Source organism: Streptomyces sp. NPDC033180 (assembly GCF_055577645.1).
This window is the reverse complement of the sequence record NZ_JBVIPU010000011.1, coordinates 45,414-60,994: the sequence shown is the minus strand read 5'-3', so window position 1 is coordinate 60,994 and position 15,581 is coordinate 45,414. Positions and strand designations below refer to the sequence as shown.

The 15,581-nt window shown below is 69.1% G+C and carries 15 protein-coding genes; 3 read left to right on the top strand and 12 right to left on the bottom strand.

The annotated features are described in order from the left end of the window. Positions 1–93 precede the first annotated feature (93 nt). The gene (locus ACZ5WE_RS26530; RefSeq protein ID WP_467693141.1) at positions 94–666 is read left to right on the top strand and encodes a cysteine dioxygenase family protein; all 573 of its coding nucleotides are present in this window, start codon (positions 94–96) and stop codon (positions 664–666) included. Continuing rightward, positions 666–1,703: a YeiH family protein gene (locus ACZ5WE_RS26525; RefSeq protein ID WP_467693143.1), complete on the top strand. Its 1,038-nt coding sequence runs from the start codon at positions 666–668 to the stop codon at positions 1,701–1,703. The genes ACZ5WE_RS26530 and ACZ5WE_RS26525 overlap by 1 nt, the downstream gene beginning before the upstream one ends. A gap of 155 nt (positions 1,704–1,858) precedes the next feature. On the opposite strand, the gene ACZ5WE_RS26520 is transcribed toward ACZ5WE_RS26525, so the two are convergent. The 4 genes from ACZ5WE_RS26520 to ACZ5WE_RS26505 all read right to left on the bottom strand — a co-directional run bounded on the left by ACZ5WE_RS26520 (position 1,859) and on the right by ACZ5WE_RS26505 (position 5,860). Further along, positions 1,859–2,728 carry a thioesterase family protein gene (locus ACZ5WE_RS26520; protein WP_467693145.1) on the bottom strand — a complete coding sequence of 290 codons (870 nt, stop codon included), beginning with the start codon at positions 2,726–2,728 and terminating at the stop codon, positions 1,859–1,861. A gap of 63 nt (positions 2,729–2,791) precedes the next feature. After that, a complete protein-coding gene (locus ACZ5WE_RS26515) occupies positions 2,792–4,576 on the bottom strand; it encodes a coagulation factor 5/8 type domain-containing protein (RefSeq protein WP_467693147.1) in 1,785 nt (594 codons plus the stop codon). 201 nt (positions 4,577–4,777) lie between these two features. Next, positions 4,778–5,446: a trimeric intracellular cation channel family protein gene (locus ACZ5WE_RS26510; RefSeq protein ID WP_467693149.1), complete on the bottom strand. Its 669-nt coding sequence runs from the start codon at positions 5,444–5,446 to the stop codon at positions 4,778–4,780. Positions 5,447–5,521: 75 nt separating this feature from the next. Continuing rightward, a complete protein-coding gene (locus ACZ5WE_RS26505; protein WP_467693151.1) occupies positions 5,522–5,860 on the bottom strand; it encodes a hypothetical protein in 339 nt (112 codons plus the stop codon). Positions 5,861–5,880: 20 nt separating this feature from the next. Between ACZ5WE_RS26505 and ACZ5WE_RS26500 the strand changes: the two genes are divergently transcribed. Beyond that, positions 5,881–6,126, top strand: coding sequence for a zinc ribbon domain-containing protein (locus ACZ5WE_RS26500; protein ID WP_467693153.1), 246 nt, complete (start codon positions 5,881–5,883; stop codon positions 6,124–6,126). Between the two features lie 57 nt (positions 6,127–6,183). Here ACZ5WE_RS26500 and ACZ5WE_RS26495 read toward each other — a convergent pair whose 3' ends face one another. The 8 genes from ACZ5WE_RS26495 to ACZ5WE_RS26460 all read right to left on the bottom strand — a co-directional run bounded on the left by ACZ5WE_RS26495 (position 6,184) and on the right by ACZ5WE_RS26460 (position 15,437). Next, complete coding sequence (locus ACZ5WE_RS26495; protein ID WP_467693155.1) at positions 6,184–7,392, bottom strand: ABC transporter ATP-binding protein; 1,209 nt, start codon at positions 7,390–7,392, stop codon at positions 6,184–6,186. 47 nt (positions 7,393–7,439) lie between these two features. Then, positions 7,440–8,537: an ABC transporter ATP-binding protein gene (locus ACZ5WE_RS26490; RefSeq protein WP_467693157.1), complete on the bottom strand. Its 1,098-nt coding sequence runs from the start codon at positions 8,535–8,537 to the stop codon at positions 7,440–7,442. Beyond that, on the bottom strand, positions 8,534–9,535 hold the full coding sequence (locus ACZ5WE_RS26485) for an ABC transporter permease (RefSeq protein WP_467693158.1): 1,002 nt from the start codon (positions 9,533–9,535) through the stop codon (positions 8,534–8,536). The genes ACZ5WE_RS26490 and ACZ5WE_RS26485 overlap by 4 nt, the downstream gene beginning before the upstream one ends. 132 nt (positions 9,536–9,667) lie before the next feature. Next, a complete protein-coding gene (locus ACZ5WE_RS26480) occupies positions 9,668–11,437 on the bottom strand; it encodes an ABC transporter substrate-binding protein (RefSeq protein ID WP_467693160.1) in 1,770 nt (589 codons plus the stop codon). 101 nt (positions 11,438–11,538) lie between these two features. Next, positions 11,539–12,543, bottom strand: a complete 1,005-nt coding sequence (locus tag ACZ5WE_RS26475; protein WP_399396277.1) for an ABC transporter permease — start codon at positions 12,541–12,543, stop codon at positions 11,539–11,541. Between the two features lie 376 nt (positions 12,544–12,919). Beyond that, positions 12,920–13,693, bottom strand: a complete 774-nt coding sequence (locus tag ACZ5WE_RS26470; protein WP_467693162.1) for an enhanced serine sensitivity protein SseB C-terminal domain-containing protein — start codon at positions 13,691–13,693, stop codon at positions 12,920–12,922. 139 nt (positions 13,694–13,832) lie between these two features. Next, positions 13,833–14,660, bottom strand: a complete 828-nt coding sequence (locus tag ACZ5WE_RS26465; RefSeq protein ID WP_467693164.1) for an enhanced serine sensitivity protein SseB — start codon at positions 14,658–14,660, stop codon at positions 13,833–13,835. Positions 14,661–14,762: 102 nt separating this feature from the next. Continuing rightward, complete coding sequence (locus tag ACZ5WE_RS26460; RefSeq protein ID WP_467693230.1) at positions 14,763–15,437, bottom strand: AAA family ATPase; 675 nt, start codon at positions 15,435–15,437, stop codon at positions 14,763–14,765. Positions 15,438–15,581 lie beyond the last annotated feature (144 nt).

Below are 15,581 nucleotides of genomic sequence, written 5' to 3'. Positions count from 1 at the left end.
TCCCCCAGCACGCCCCCACCCATAAGCAGAAGTTGGGGAACGGCTTAGAAACTGTCGTTGGACGTGATGGAAGGGCAGCGGGACGCTGCTTCTATGAGTGCCTCCATCACCACCGCGCATCGCGCGCCCCGCACCACCGAGCGACTCCAGGCCCTGGTCTCCGGCATCCGCGAGGCCGTCGGCCGAGGCCTTCCACCGGATCTGACGGCGTATCTGGTGGGCGAACGGCTCGCGCCGCATCTGGGCGCGGCCGATCTCCTCACCGACGAGCAGCGCGAGGGCGACCCCGAGCGCTATCGGCAGCATCTGCTGCACGCCGAGCACGACGGCAGCTTCTCCCTGGTCGGCATCGTCTGGCTGCCGGGCCAGCACACGCCGGTCCACGACCACGTCTCCTGGTGTGCCACCGGCGTCCACGAGGGCGCGGAGCACGAGCGGCGCTACCGGCTGATACCGGCGGCCTCCGGCGCCCCGGCGCGGCTCGTCGCCACCGAGGGCCTGGTCAACCGGCAGGGCACGGTGTGCGGTTTCGCGCCGCCCGGCGACATCCACCGTGTGTGGAACGGCGGTACGGAGCGTGCGGTCTCGCTCCACGTGTACGGCGCTGACATCTCCCGCCTCGGCACCAGCGTGCGCCGGGTGTACGAGCTGCCGGCCGACCGCTGATGGCGCTGCTCGGACAGCGGCCGCGCGTCGCCGCCGTGACGCCTCCGGGCCCCAGCCCGCTGCCGGGGCTCGCCCTCGCGGCCCTCGGTGTCGCCGCGGCCTGGGCGACGCACGCCCTGATCCCGGCCGTGCCGATGCTGACGGCGGCGGTGGTGCTCGGGCTCGCGGCGGCACATGTGCCGGGGGTGCGTGCTGTCGTACGGGGCCGGGGCAAGGCCGGGCTCTCCCTCGCCGGGAAGCGGCTGATGCGGCTCGGCATCGTCCTGCTCGGCCTGAAGCTGAGCCTGGACGATGTCCTTGGCCTCGGCTGGGCGACGGTGGCGATGGTGCTCGGCGTTGTCGCGGCGACGTTCTTCGGGACGTGGTGGCTCGGCCGCCGCATGGGACTGCCCGGCGATCAGCCACTCCTGATCGCCACCGGGTACTCGATCTGCGGTGCGTCCGCGATCGGCGCAGTGAGCGAGGTGACCGAGAGCGAGGAACGGGACGCGGCGGTCTCGGTGGCGCTCGTGACGCTGTGCGGGACGCTCGCCATCGCCGTACTGCCGCTGTTGCAGGGGCCGTTGGGGCTGAGCGACGTGGAGTTCGGACGCTGGGCCGGGGCGAGCGTGCACGACGTGGGCCAGGTGGTGGCCACGGCGCAGACCGCCGGGGCGGGGGCCCTCGGGGACGCGGTCCTGGTGAAGCTGATGCGGGTGGCAGCGCTTGCGCCGCTGGTGGCGGGGGTTGCGTTCGCCCTGCGGGCGCGGTCCGCTGCGCGCGGGGCGGGGAAGCGACGACCGCCCGTGCTGCCGCTGTTCGTGGCGGGGTTCATCGCGATGGTCGCGGTACGAAGCACTGGCTGGGTCCCGGGATCCGTCCTCGACCTGGCGGGCCACGCCCAGGAACTACTCCTGGCAGCGGCGCTGTTCGGACTTGGGGCTGCTGTGGATCTGCCTTCGCTCACCCGAACCGGTGGGCGGGTGGCGGTGCTTGGGCTGTGTGCGTGGGTGGTGGTGGCGGGAGTTTCGTATGCGGGGGTGGTGGCGGTCGGGTAGGGGATTCTCCTTGGTGACCGTCATCACCGGCTCCGCCGAGTTCGTCCTCGAACGCCGGACGGGCTGAAAACTTCGCCGGACGGGCTGAGAATTCCACCGCGAGGCAATCGGGTGGGCGGGCGGGAGAGATCCGCCGCGAAGCGGCGGTTCAGGGCTCAGCCCAGGCGGACCCGCGCCAATTGCCGCGACTGGGCCACCAGGCGGTCCGCACTGTCCCAGACCTCCGCATCCTCCTCCAGGAAGCCGCCGGCCAGGTTCCGCGTGGTGATGGAGACCCGGAGAGGGCCCGGCGCGGGCTTCGCCCGGACGTGGACCGTCAGCTCCACCGTAGGAACCCAGCCGGAGAGGCCCAGCTCGAAGGCCGTCGGCGGCAACGCGTCCACCGCCAGCAGCAGCGACAGTGGATCCGCGTCACGGCCGTCCGCGAGGCCGAACCAGGCGCGCATCTCCCCCTTGCCGGAGGGCCGGCCGAGGGCCCACCCCAGGGTGGAGGGGTCGAGCTTCAGGAAGAGCCGGTCACTGATCGCCGAACTGCCGGGCACAGGACGGTGGTCCGGGGCGTCCTGCGGCCCGAAGCACTGCTCGATCGGCGGCAGCGCGGGCGGCTTGGCCGTCGTACGGACGTCGTCGGGAAGGCCGGCCAGGTCTCCGTACGAGGCGAGCACGCGGATCCGCTCGACCTCGCGCCCCTCGCCGTCGTACTGGAAGAGCGAGGCCTGTCCGGTCGACAGGGTCCGCCCGGCGCGCGCCGTGTCCGTGCGGATCACGGCGGGCCCGGGGTGGGACGCGGTCAGGTAGTGCGCGGAGACCGTGAAGGGGTCCGCGTGCGGCAGGGCGTCGGCCAGCGCGCGGCCGATGACCGCGAGGAGATAGCCGCCGTTGACGGCGTTGATGATCGTCCACCCCGCGGAGAGCTCGATGTCATAGACACCGGGCTCCCTCCGGGTGACCGCGGTGTCGCGGTCGAACTCGCTGTCGCCGATGCTCGCGGGCACCGCTGCCGGTATGGATGCTGCCTCTGCCATACCGGCAACGTACAACATGTGATTACTGAGCGGTAGCTTTTTCTGCCGGGCGGACCGGGTCCGCTACGGGTAGCTCACCAGGTTCGCCACATTGTTCTGCGCGTCCGACGGCCCGCCCTTCCCGTTGATCACGTGATGGATCGTGCCCGTGCCGCCGAGGGACACCGTCACCATGTCGTGGAACCGCACCCCGTCCCGCTGAGGCGCCTCGAAGGCGTTCTCGGCCGCGACGGACTTGTCGACGTTGAAGAAGCAGTAGGAGCCGAGCCCCCACGCCTCGTGCTTCGTCACCGAATCGGCCACCTTGTACGCGGCGTATCCCTTCGTGTCCCCGTTCATCCAGGCCCCCTGGTTCGGCGGGTCGTAGGGCATCTCGTTCTGGTAGAAGTACGTCCGGCCGCCCTCGCCGTTCCAGATCGTCTGGTGCTTCTGGTAGTGCTCGACGAACAGGCCGTACATCGTCACGTCGTCGCCGTTCACCACCAGGCCGGTGTCCGCCGTGTTCGTGTTCCAGCCGACGCCGTCTCCGTGATCGGCCCGCCAGATCCAGGTGTGGTCGCCGATGACGTCCGAGCTGTTGACGACAAGACTCTTTGTCGCCTTGCCCACGGCCGCTCCCCCGACCCGGAAGTACACGTCGTGCAGCGAGGTCGGATTGGCGGCGTGGTCCGCGTCCGCGCCCTCGCCGCCGACCTCCATGAGCGTGTCCGAGTTCGTGGTGCCGGCGTCGAAGAGGACGCCCGCCACCTTCACACCGTCCACGTCGGCGACGGTCATCGCCGTCACCCCGCCGTCCGGGATGAAGGTGGCGAGCCCCAGGCCGAGTACGACGGTGTCGGGCCGCGTCACCTTCAGGGTCTCGTCGAGGTGGTAGACCCCGGGAGTCACCAGGAGGTTCTTGCCGTCCGCGAGCGCTCCGTTGATGTCGGCCGCGCTCGCCCCCGGCTTCACGATGTGGAAGTCGTCGATCGGCAGCGACTCACCGGCCGGGGCACCGCCGGACCAGCTGGTGCCGCTACTGTCCTTGCGCACACCGGGCACGAACACCTTGTAGGCGTCGCCCTCGTCGACGTACAGGAAAGGCTTCTCGCGCGACACGGGGGTCTGGTCGACCCTCGTATAGGGCGGGGTGGGGAAGTTCCCCTCGGGTGCGTTCTTCGCGCCGACGAAGACCATGTTCCAGTTGGAGCCCTGCCAGCCGCCCCAGTCGGTGTTGCGGGACAGCCACTGCTGCTGGGAGCCGGAGTTGACCTGTCCGTCGACCTTGGTGTCGGCGAGGAGTCCGCCACTGGACCAGCCGCCGTCGTCGAGCTGCAGATCACCCTTCAGGTGCATGCGCCGGTAGGGCGCTGCCTGCGAGACGGCCCAGCGGTCGGCGCCGGCGTTGGGCGTCACGGCGAGGTTCTCGGCGCCGCGCCAGAAGTTCTGGGTGGCATTGCCCTGGAACCAGTCGGCCTCGGCGTGCACCGCGCCCTTGATGTCCGTGTCGTCCGGGGAGAGGCCGAGCCCGGCGATCTGCGTGTAGAAGCCGATGTTCGCGTCGACGTCGTCGTACGTACCGGGCTTGAAGAGCAGCGCGCGCCGCTCGCCGCCGAACTGATTGGTCTCCTGTTGCTCGAAGACCTCGTCGAGGCGGCCCTGGATGGTGTCGTGCGACATGGACGGGTCGAAGACGTCGACGTTCGGGCCGAGGTCGGGGGCGTCGGCGGCCACGACCGCGGTGGTGCGCTTCGGCTTCGCGGAGTCCTGACCGGCGTCGGCGCTCTGGACGCCGACGAGCGCGAGGGTGCCCGCGGCGAGGGCGGCGGCGACGGGGAGAGACGCTATGAGCCGGTTTCTCTTCCTCATGGAGTGTTTCCTCATGAGCCTTCCAGACGTGGGGGGTGTGGGGGGGAGGGAAGGTTGGTCCAGACTTAATTCAGTGCTTGAGTTAACTCGTGAGGAAGTAACGCGTCAAGGGGTCAGGAGGGGCTGATGGTGTTCAACTAGTGAAAAAGTGCGAGCAGTTGGCGATACGGCAGCACCAGCGCGGCGGCACCAGCGCCACCCCTACGACACGTCCTCCACCTCCACCGCCGTCGACCGCCGATGCCAGGCTCGCGGCGCGCGCCAGTGGTAGCGCAGCGCGAGCAGCCGCAGGACGAAGGTCGTGATCACGGCGAGGGTGCTGGTGAAGGCGTTCACCAGGTCGTAGTTGATGCAGAGCGCGACCATCGCGGAGCCGACGATCGCCGGCACGGCGTACAGGTCGCGGTCCCAGCGCACCAGCGAGGGCACTTCGTTGGCGATGATGTCGCGCAGCACGCCGCCGCCCACCGCGGTGGCGAGCCCCAGGGCCGCCGACGCGGTGAGGCCGAGGCCGTACTCGTACGCCTTGGTTGTGCCGGTGACGCAGAAGAGGCCGAGGCCCGCGGCGTCGAAGACGTTCACCGCGAGTTGGGTGCGCTCCACCTCCGGGTGCAGGAAGAACACCAGGGCCGCGGCGAACAGCGGCGTGATGAAGTAGCCGAGGTCGACGAAGGCGGCGGGCGGCACCGCCCCGATGACCACGTCACGGAAGATCCCCCCGCCCAGGGCGGTGACCTCGGCGAGCACGACGATCCCGAAGACGTCGAAGTTCTTGCGTACGGCGAGCAGGGCGCCGGAGATCGCGAAGACGAAGATCCCGACGATGTCGAGCGCGTGCTGGACGGAGGGACTGAACAGATCCTGGATCACGCGACATTCTTACCTGCCCGCCGCCGCGGGCCTCGCCAGGGCGGCACTGCGCGGCAGCAGCGGCGCCGGAGGCGGCTACGTCGCCCCGACAAGGCGTTCGCCGCGTTCTTCCGTCGGGTCACGTCCGGTGAGGCGGCCGGGTATCCGCGTTTTCGCGGGGCGAACTGGTTCGACACGGTCGACTTTCCCCAGGACGGCGACGGATGCCGCTGGGATTCCACCCCACACGACCCGACCACCCGCGTCCGGATTCAGGGCGTAGGGCACGTGAAGGTCAACCAGCACCGGCCGGTGGTCGGCAAGGTCAAGACCATCAGCGTCGCCGACCTGCACCGCACGGTCCGCCGCCAGCGCCTGGACCACGCGCACAAGACCGCGCTTGACCTGGTGCGCACACACGACGTCATCGCGCACGGAGACCTCAAGATCCCAACATGGTCGAAGTCCCCGCCGCGCAGGCCGGACTCAACCGTTCGACCAACGATGCCGGTTGGAGGGTGTTCCCCACGCAACACCTCCCGCACCTGCCCCCCCCCTGCGGGCACATCGCCAAGGAGAACCGGCCCAGCCAGGAGGCCTTTCACTGCGTGTCGTGCGGCCACACCGCTCATGCGGACACGGTGGGCGCACTCAACGTTCTACGGGACGGGCTGGTCCGTCGCAAAGCCCAACCGGCCTAGCGAGAAGCCCCCTCCCCGCGGGAGGGGGCGGACTCACGAGTCGTCCCTTCGCGCAGGCTACTTGTCAGTTGACGCCTGACCCTTGGCTTCCGCTTCAGGCGCGTCCTTCGAGGCCTCGCCCTTCGCGACGGTCTTCTTCGGGGCCGCGGCCTCCTCGGCCGTCTCCTCCGCCTTGCTCACCACCGACACCACCTCGATCGCCTCCCGGGCGACCTGCAACAGCTTGGTGTCGCCCGGCTGCTGGTCCTCGGCGTTCTCCGGGTGGTGGCACGCCACCTGGTGGCCCGTGGCGAGGGGGATCAGCGGCGGCTCCGTCTTCGCGCAGATCTCCGTCGCCTTCCAGCAGCGCGTGTGGAAACGGCAGCCGGTGGGTGGGTCGATCGGCGAGGGGACGTCACCGCGCAGCAGGATGCGCTCGCTCTTGACGCCGCGCCGCTTGGGGTCGGGCACGGGCACGGCCGAGAGCAGCGCCTTGGTGTACGGGTGCATCGGCGTGGAGTAGAGGTCCTTGCGGTCCGCCAGCTCCACGATCTTGCCGAGGTACATCACCGCGATGCGGTCCGAGACGTGCCGGATGACCGAGAGGTCGTGCGCGATGATCACGTACGTGAGACCGAGCTCGTCCTGCAGGTCGTCCAGGAGGTTGACCACCTGTGCCTGGATGGAGACGTCCAGGGCGGAGACGGGCTCGTCGGCCACGACCAGCTTGGGCCGCAGGGCGAGCGCACGCGCGATGCCGATGCGCTGGCGCTGACCGCCGGAGAACTCGTGCGGGTAGCGGTTGTAGTGCTCGGGGCTGAGCCCCACGCGCTCCAGCATCTCCTGCACGTGCTTCTTCAGGCCGCCCTCGGGCTTGACGCCCTGCAGCTTGAACGGCGCACCGACGATCGTGCCGATGGTGTGCCGCGGGTTCAGCGACGAGTACGGGTCCTGGAAGATCATCTGCACGTCGCGGCGCAGCGGCCGCATCTTGCCGGTGTTCAGGTGCGTGATGTCCACGCCCTCGAACTCCACGCGCCCCGCGGTCGGTTCGAGCAGGCGGGTGATCAGACGGCCCATCGTCGACTTGCCGCAGCCGGACTCGCCCACGACGCCGAGCGTCTCACCGGGCCGCACGTCGAAGGAGAGTCCGTCCACGGCCTGCACGGCCGCCACCTGGCGCTGCAACAGCCCCTTCTTGATGGGGAAGTGCTTCACCAGGCCGTCGACCTTGAGCAGCGGCTCGCCGGACTCGGCCGAGCCCTTCGTCTGCGCAGGGATCGTCATCTCCTGGCCCTTCGCCTGATCTTTCGTGGCGTCTTTCGTGTCGTCTTTCACAGCTTCGGCGCAATCTCTTCGGTCCAGATCCGGGTGCGCTCGTCCTGCGACATGTGGCAGGCGGAGAAGTGACCCGGCGCCACCTCGCGCAGGTCGGGGCGCTCGCGGCGGGTGATCTGGTCCTTGGGGATGTCGGCGTAGGGGCAGCGCGGGTTGAAGGCGCAGCCCGTAGGCAGGTTGATCAGGCTGGGCGGGGAGCCCTTGACCGGCACGAGACGGTCCATCTCCTCGCGGTCGATGCGTGGCATCGACCCCAACAGGCCCCAGGTGTAGGGGTGCTGGGGCTCGTAGAAGACCTTCTCCGCGGTGCCGCGCTCGACGCAGCGCCCGCCGTACATCACGAGCAGCTCGTCCGCCATCTCGGCGACCACGCCCAGGTCGTGCGTGATCATGATGACCGCGGAGCCGAACTCCTTCTGCAGATCCCGGATGAGGTCGAGGATCTGCGCCTGGACGGTGACGTCGAGGGCGGTCGTCGGCTCGTCCGCGATGAGCAGCTCGGGGTTGTTCACCAGGGCCATCGCGATCATCGCGCGCTGGCGCATGCCGCCCGAGAACTCGTGCGGGTAGCTGTCGGCCCGCTTGTCCGGCTGGGGGATGCCCACCCGGTCGAGCATCTCGATGGCACGCTTGCGGGCGACCTTCTTGTCCACGTCGTGGTGGACCCGGTACGCCTCCATGATCTGCTTGCCGATGGTGTAGTACGGGTGCAGCGCGGACAGCGGGTCCTGGAAGATCATCGCCATGTCGCGGCCACGCAGCTTGCGCACCTGGTTGGGGTCCGCGGTGAGCAGCTCCGTGCCGTTCAGCCAGATCTCGCCGGAAAGGCGCGGCTTGCGGCTGCCGTACTGCCCTGCGGTGTGCAGGCCGAGGATGCCCAGCGAGGTGACCGACTTGCCGGAGCCGGACTCGCCCACGATGCCGAGGGTCTTGCCCTTCTCCAGCTGGAAGCTGAGCCCGTCGACGGACTTGACCAGGCCGTCGTCGGTCGGGAAGTGCACCTTCAGGTCGCGTACTTCGAGGAATGCGGTGGGAGCGACCGAGTCGGCGACGGGTTCTCCGACCGCCGCTCCGGTCTTGTGCAGTTCGGTCATCCCAGCCTCACTCGCGGGTCGATGACGGCGTACAGAAGGTCGACGACGAGGTTGGCCAGGGCGATCGCGAGCGATGCGCACAAGGTGACGCCGAGGATCACCGGCAGGTCCTTGTTGCTGATGGCCTTGACCGCCTCCAGGCCGAGTCCCGGCAGGTTGAAGGTGGATTCGGTGAGCACGGCGCCGCCCATGAGCACACCGAGGTCGAGCCCGAAGACCGTGAGGATCGGCGTCATGGCGGAGCGCAGCGCGTGCCGCCTGATGACGGTGGCCTCGCCGAGCCCCTTGGCGCGCGCGGTGCGGATGTAGTCCTCACCGAGCACTTCCAGCATGGTGGCGCGGGTGAGTCGCGCGTACATGGCGGCGTTGAGGAACGCGAGCACGATCCACGGAAGGATCAGCGTTTCAAACCAGATGTTGATCGGGTCGTCCGTGGTGAGGGTGTCCTCGATCTTCACCCAGCCGAGCGTGTGGACGAAGAGCCCCATCGCGATCATGCCGGTGAAGAAGACCGGCAGGGAGACGCCGCCGAGGGCGGTGATCATCGCGGAACGGTCCCAGATGGTGCCGCGCTTGAGCGCGGAGAGCACGCCGGTGGCGACACCGGCGACCAGCCACAGCACACAGGCACCGGCGGCGAGCGCCGCGGTGACGGGCAGGGCGTCCTTGAGGGTCTCCCAGACGGGCGCCTCGGTACGGAAGGAGTACCCGAAGCAGGGGGCCGGGCAGTGGGTCACGTCGGCCCCGTTGGCGTAGTCACGCCCCATCGGGATGCCCTTGACGAAGTCCCAGAACTGGACGAGCAGGGGGTCGTCCAGGCCCAGTTTGATCCGGATGCCCGCGAGCTGCTCGGCTCCGGACGACTTACCGGCGAAGAGGACGGCGATGTCCTGTCCCGCCCACTTGGGCAGCATGAAGAAGACGGTGAAGGTCGCGAGCAGTACGACCAGCACCATGACGACAACGGCGATCAGGCGCCGGATGAGATAAGCAAGCACTGTGCGCGGCCCGGCGGTGGCCGGGGCCCCCTTGTGAGGGGTCCCGGCCACCGCCCGGGGCCATCACCTGCCCTTCGGACTGGCGGGATTCGGCGGTGGGACTGCCTTGCGGCGGCTGCCTTGCGGCGGGGACTACTTCTTGTCGCTCACACCGAGCGAGACGTAGTCGTAGCGACCGCTGTACGCGGCGGACGAGTAGACGTTGGTCGCCCGCGAGGAACGCCAGCTGATGTTCTTCTCGTAGATGAAGGGCATCCAGTAGGCCTTGTCGACGATCTCGTGGGCCAGGTCGGTGTAGATCTCACCGGCCTTGTTGGGGTCGACCGTGCCGATCGCGTCGTCGAAGTACTTGTCGATCTTCGGCTCGTCGATCTGCGACTCGTTGTAGTTGCCGTTCTCGTTGATGAAACGGCTGTCGAACAGCGGCTGGGCGTAGCCCTGGCCGGTCGGGAAGTCAGGACCCCAGCCCGCCATCGTCATGCCGATGCCGCGCTTCTTCACCACCGAGGGAGAACCGGTGATGCTGGAGGAGTCCGCGCCGTCGATCTGGTCGACGTCGGCGTTGATGTTGACCTTCTTCAGCTGCTCCTGGAGCGCCGTGGCGGCGTCCACCTCGCCCGGCTGGTTGGTGCGCGCCGAGATCTTGGTCGAGAAGCCGTTCGGCTTGCCGCACTCCTTGAGCTGGGCCTTCGCCTTGGCGGCGTCCGGCTTGCCCTTGCGCTCCTTGATGCCGTACGGGTCGTAGTCGTCGTGACCCTTGATCGACTTCGGGAAGACGTTGGTCGCGATCTCACCGGCGGCGACCTCGCCACCACGGGTCTTCTGCAGGCTCGCGAAGTCCGTGGCGTAGAAGACGGCCTTGCGGCAGGCCTCGTTGTCGAACGGCTTCGTCTTGGTCACCAGGGCGACGTAACGGACGAAGTCCGTCTGCATGTTGTCGACGTTGCCCTTGTGGTCCTGAATGGCGGTGGTACGACCCGACTGGGTCATGCCGGTGCCGTTCATGTCGACGTCGTAGTCGCCTTCCATCAGGCGCTTGTCGTTCTCTTCGAGGTTCGCCGAGATGGTGACCGAGATCTTGTCCGGCAGGGCGGGACGGACCGGGTCGGACGACTTCTTCCAGTTCTTGTTGCGGACCAGCGTGATGCTCTTGCCCGCGCTGTAGTTCTGGAACTTGTACGGGCCGGAGGAGAACGGGCGCTGGGTGTACTTGGCGCCGGTGTCCTCGGACTGCTTGACCGGGGTGCCCGACGGCATCGCGAGCATCTGCTCGAAGTCGCCGTTCTTCTTGGGCAGCTTGAAGATGATGGTGTTGTCGTCCGGCGTCTCGACCGCCTTCAGACCGAGCTTGTCCTTCGACTTGTCCTCGTATGGGCCCTTGTACTCGCCCTTGGGGTCAAGCGTGGACTTCAGGTAGCCGGGACCACCGGTGATGACCTTGGTGGCCCAGATGCGCTCGATGCCGTACTTGATGTCCTTGGAGGTCAGCTTCGAGCCGTCCTCCCAGGTGAGGCCGTCACGCAGCTTGTACGTGTAGGTCTTGCCGTCGTCGCTGATCTTCGCTGTGGACTCGGCGAGGTCGGGGACGAGCTTGTTGGACGCGGCACCGGGCTTGGTGTCGTACGTGATCAGCGTGCGGGTGTAGAACCGCATGAAGTCCCACGTCATGCCGTAGTAGGCACGCTGCGGGTCGGCCGAGTCCAGGTCCTGCTTGGCGATGAACTTGAGCGTTCCGCCCTTCTTCGCCGACTTGTTCGCGACCTTGCCGATGGCCGCGTTGTAGCCGGCGCCCTTGCTGTCGTCGTCGTCGCTGCCGCCGCCGCACGCCGTGGTGGTCACCAGCGCCGCCACGACGAGGGCCGCGCCTGCGGTCAACCGTCGTTTAGAGGAACCTGTGGGCATTTCTCGCATCCTCCGAGATTCGCGGTCCTTGGCTTTGACTGCCTGAAGAACCATGGGAAGAGCCACCTGACGCTGCGGCAGGGGCAAGTCAGTGGAGCTGTTTACCGAGTTCCCTTGGGGTCCAGGGCGTCGCGCAGCCCGTCACCGAAGAGGTTGAAGGCAAGCACGGTCACGAAGATCGCCAGGCCGGGGAAGACCATGAACATCGGGTCGTGCTCGTACGTCGCCAGCGCGTCCCGGAGCATGCCGCCCCAGGAGGCGGTCGGCGGGCGTACACCCGCGCCGAGGAAGCTGAGCGCCGCTTCGGTGAGGATGTTGGTGGGGATCATGAGCGTCGCGTAGACGGTGATCGGCGCGACGAGGTTCGGCAGCAACTCACGGAAGAGGATGTGCCGTTGACCGCCACCGAGGCTGCGGGCCGCTTCGACGTACTCGCGTTCGCGCAGGCTGAGGGTCTGGCCCCGGACGATGCGCCCGACGTAGGGCCAGCCGAAGAAGCCGATCACCAGGATCAGTACGGCGATGCGGACGCCGCTGCCGGTCAGACCGAGCAGGTCGTCGGGGAGGACCGAGACCAGGGAGATCACGAAGAGCAGCTGCGGGAAGGCGAGCAGCACGTCCATGACCCGGCTGATCGTCGCGTCGACCCAGCCGCCGAAGTAACCGGCGATGATGCCGAAGAAGGTGCCGAGCACCACGGCCACCACCGCGGCGAGGAACGCCACGAGCAGGGAGATCCGGGCGCCGTAGACGATCCGGCTGAAGACGTCGCGGCCCTTGTTGGGCTCCACCCCGAAGAGGAAGTCCGAACTCATGCCGCCGAACGCGCCCTTGGGCAGGTTCGTGAGGTCTTCCAGCTCGTCCTGATGGAACTCGTTGGGCGGGTGGCCCAGCAGGGAGACGATCAGGGGCGCGAAGACGGCGACAAGGACCAGGACGAGCACGGTGATGCCGCCGGCCAGGGCGACCTTGTCCCGCTTCAGGCGGTTCCAGGCGATCTGCTTGAGGGACCGCCCCTCGACCTTCTTCACCCCTGCATCAGCTGCGGGAGCGACGTCCGCTGTCGGGTCCGCGTCCGCAGGTGTGTCATGCAATGGTGCCGTCATCGTGGCAGGGACCCCTCTCAACCGGTGGTGACCGGCCCGCACTTGCCGCTGTAGCGACGTGATCAGTCCGTCGTACACAGGGGCGAAGCGCCCCTGGTGCGGGAGTCTTCATCGGGGTCGCGATCTGTTACCAGACTTGTCGGGGAATGGATGCGCAACCGTGATGCTGATCGAGGTGTTCCGTTATCCGGACGCACGTGAACGAGGGGCGAACACGGGGCAGTTGGGTCGCAAGGTGCCACGGGAGCCCATAGACCCCCTCCGCCATCAGAACGGACATCGTGACGGTCAGGGCAGGTATACGAGCCGCGGTGGCCGGTTCAGGGCCCCGCCGGAAGGGGCCGCGGCGCTGCCTGAGTACTGGTTGAGCGCTGCTTCAGTACTGCGCGGGGTAGCCGTACCCGCCCGCGGGAGCCGGGGCCGGCTGGGCCTCGCGGTCGTAGAACGGGCGGGCGTTGGCGCGCAGCCACATGGCGACCGGGTCGTATCCGTCGGACATCGCGACGGTCGACACGGGCAGGCCGTCGGGGACGGCGGCGATCGACTGCTGCATCATCGTGCGCACCCCGTCGACCGAGGCCGGCGAGGTGTCGTACACATCGAGGCCGATGGCCAGGTACGGGGCGCCGAGCGCGGGCTGCACCCAGGCGCGGCGCAGTGAGCGGACGGCGGGGGTGCGGTGCGCGTTCTGCGTGAGCAGGGCGTAGAACTGGGGGATCTCGATGGCCGGCTCGGTGAGCCGGAGCGGTCCCGCGGGCAGCAGGTCGAGGCCCGACGCGATGCGCCGCAGGTCGAGCCAGGGGATGCCGACGCCACCGCCGGGGGCGTGGGGGTTGAGCCAGAGGCCGTAGTGGTCGGGGTAGAGGGTGCGGGAGATGTCGAGTCCGCTGACCACTTCGTACGAGCGGTTCCAGCCACTGGCGGAGAGCTCCTGGGCGGAGGTCACGCAGGGCGCGTACCCGAGGCCCTCGACCTCCATGTTCCCGTACTGGGCGTCGGGGGATCCGGCCTGGCCGTGCCAGAGCAGCATCCACACCTGGTCGGCGGCGAGCGCCCGCAGGAGCGCCTCGTAGGCGTCATAGCGCCCCGGCGTCACCTGGCGCAGCATGTGCTCGACCTGCCCGGCCGCAGCCGTGCCCGACGCACTCACCCTTAACCGCCCCTTCGCGATGACCCGATGACCCTACGACCCGCCGACCCGGCGGACCCGGGTCATGAAACCAGCTTAAGCGGCGATCCTGACGCCGACTTGACGTACGGCACCCTCACACACGGACCTGCACATGTCCTTACACCTGTCCGTGCCCGTGTCCGTGCCCGTGTCCGTGCCCGTGTCCGGGAGCCCGGCCGAAGAAGGGCCGCACCCGCTCGCGCATCCAGTCGCCGACCGGATCCTGGGCGACGTCCAGCAGCACCAGGTTCACCGGCCAGGCCACCGGGGCCCGGCCGAGCGCCCGCCCCACCGCCTCCATCGGCAGGTCGCGCGCGTCGCCCTCCCAGGAGGTCAGTTCGACGCCGATGAACAGCGCGGGCGCGTCGCCCTCGACGCTCGCCAGGCAGCGGCGGGCGCTCAGGACGACCCCGGTGGCCTCGAACTCGTGGGCGGCGGCGGACAGGAAGTCCACCGGGTCCTCCTGCCAGTCCGGTTCGAAGAGGCGTACGCGGCCGCCGCTCGCGGGGCCGTCCAGCGGGGTGCGCCCGGAGCGGCAGAGCTCGGCGACGGCGGGCGGCGGCAGGGGCACGCCGACCGTGCCGTCCGGGTTGACTGCGATGCCCAGCTGCGGGGGCAGGCCGCGCGCGAACTCCACGGCGGGCGCCACGGTGCAGCCCATCCGGCCGCCGGTGGCGTGCTGGAACTGCTGCTCGGAGCTGAAGACGGGGACGTAGGCCTGGCCTTCGATCTCCAGCGTGGGCAGGTCCAGGGTGCCGCTGTCCGGGGCGCCGCCGTTCGGCAGCGGGACCCAGACGTGGCTGCGGCCGAGCACCTCGACGATGCGGGCCCCCGCAGATGTGTGGGGTGCGTCGGGCGTGCCCAGGGATGCCGCGAGTACCTCTTCGAGTTCGTTGCCCGGCCATCCTCCGTAGGGATGGGCGTGTGCCTGCGCCGGAATGTCCATCTGTCCAACCCCTGCTCTGTCCCGCTCTGCCTGCGGCACGACCCTAACGTGGCGGACGGCTCGTGACGGACGGCTCACGGCGGGCGGCTCACGGCGGGCGGCTCAGCGTCCGAAGCCGATGCCCCGCAGCACCCCGGCCGCCGTCCGGTCGAGGAGCACGGCCGAGCCGCAGCCGCGCGGCAGGTCGCCCCGCTCGGCGGCGCCGACGAGTCGGCCGACCGTTCTGCGGTGCCGCGCGAAGGCGTACCGCGACACGCCGCGACCGCGCGAGAGCTGCCCCTCTATGGCGGTGTCCGGCGGCACGTCGAGCAGCAACAGGTGCAGGGTCGTGCCGCGCCGCGCGGCCTCGCGGGCCAGCCAGCGGCGCACCCAGGCCTGGGTACCGCAGTCGTGCACCACGACGCCCTCGCCGGAGCGCAGGGCTCTGCGCAGGCCCGCATAGTGCGCGAGGCGGACCAGGGGGCGGTACACCGCGTACGGCAGCAGGCTCGGCATGCGCCGGGCCCAGCGGTCGCGGGTGTCCTGCGAGTCGATGCGCGGGCCCGCGACGGCTCTGCGCATCAGCGTGGACTTGCCGCTGCCGGGCAGCCCGGAGACGACGATCAGATCGCCCTCGCCGAACGTGAGGCGGTGCGGGCTGTGACCGGTCCGCTGCCGCAGGTCGCGGACGACGGCCGCCGGCAGGGCGCCGCAGCCCTCCCTGGAGGGGGCGGCTGCCTGTTTGGGCAGGGCCACCCCTGTGTTGGTCGCGTAGACGCTCGTCCTGCGCACCGTGATCGGCCTCCCCATAGCTGGTCACGTACCTGCTTACCGCAGCTTCCCCGGCAAGTGTAAAGAGAAGGTAATGCGGCACAAGGGCATTACTGGACTGGCACTGCCCTGTGACGTAGGCGCGTGCAATGATGTGCGCGCAAACTCCAT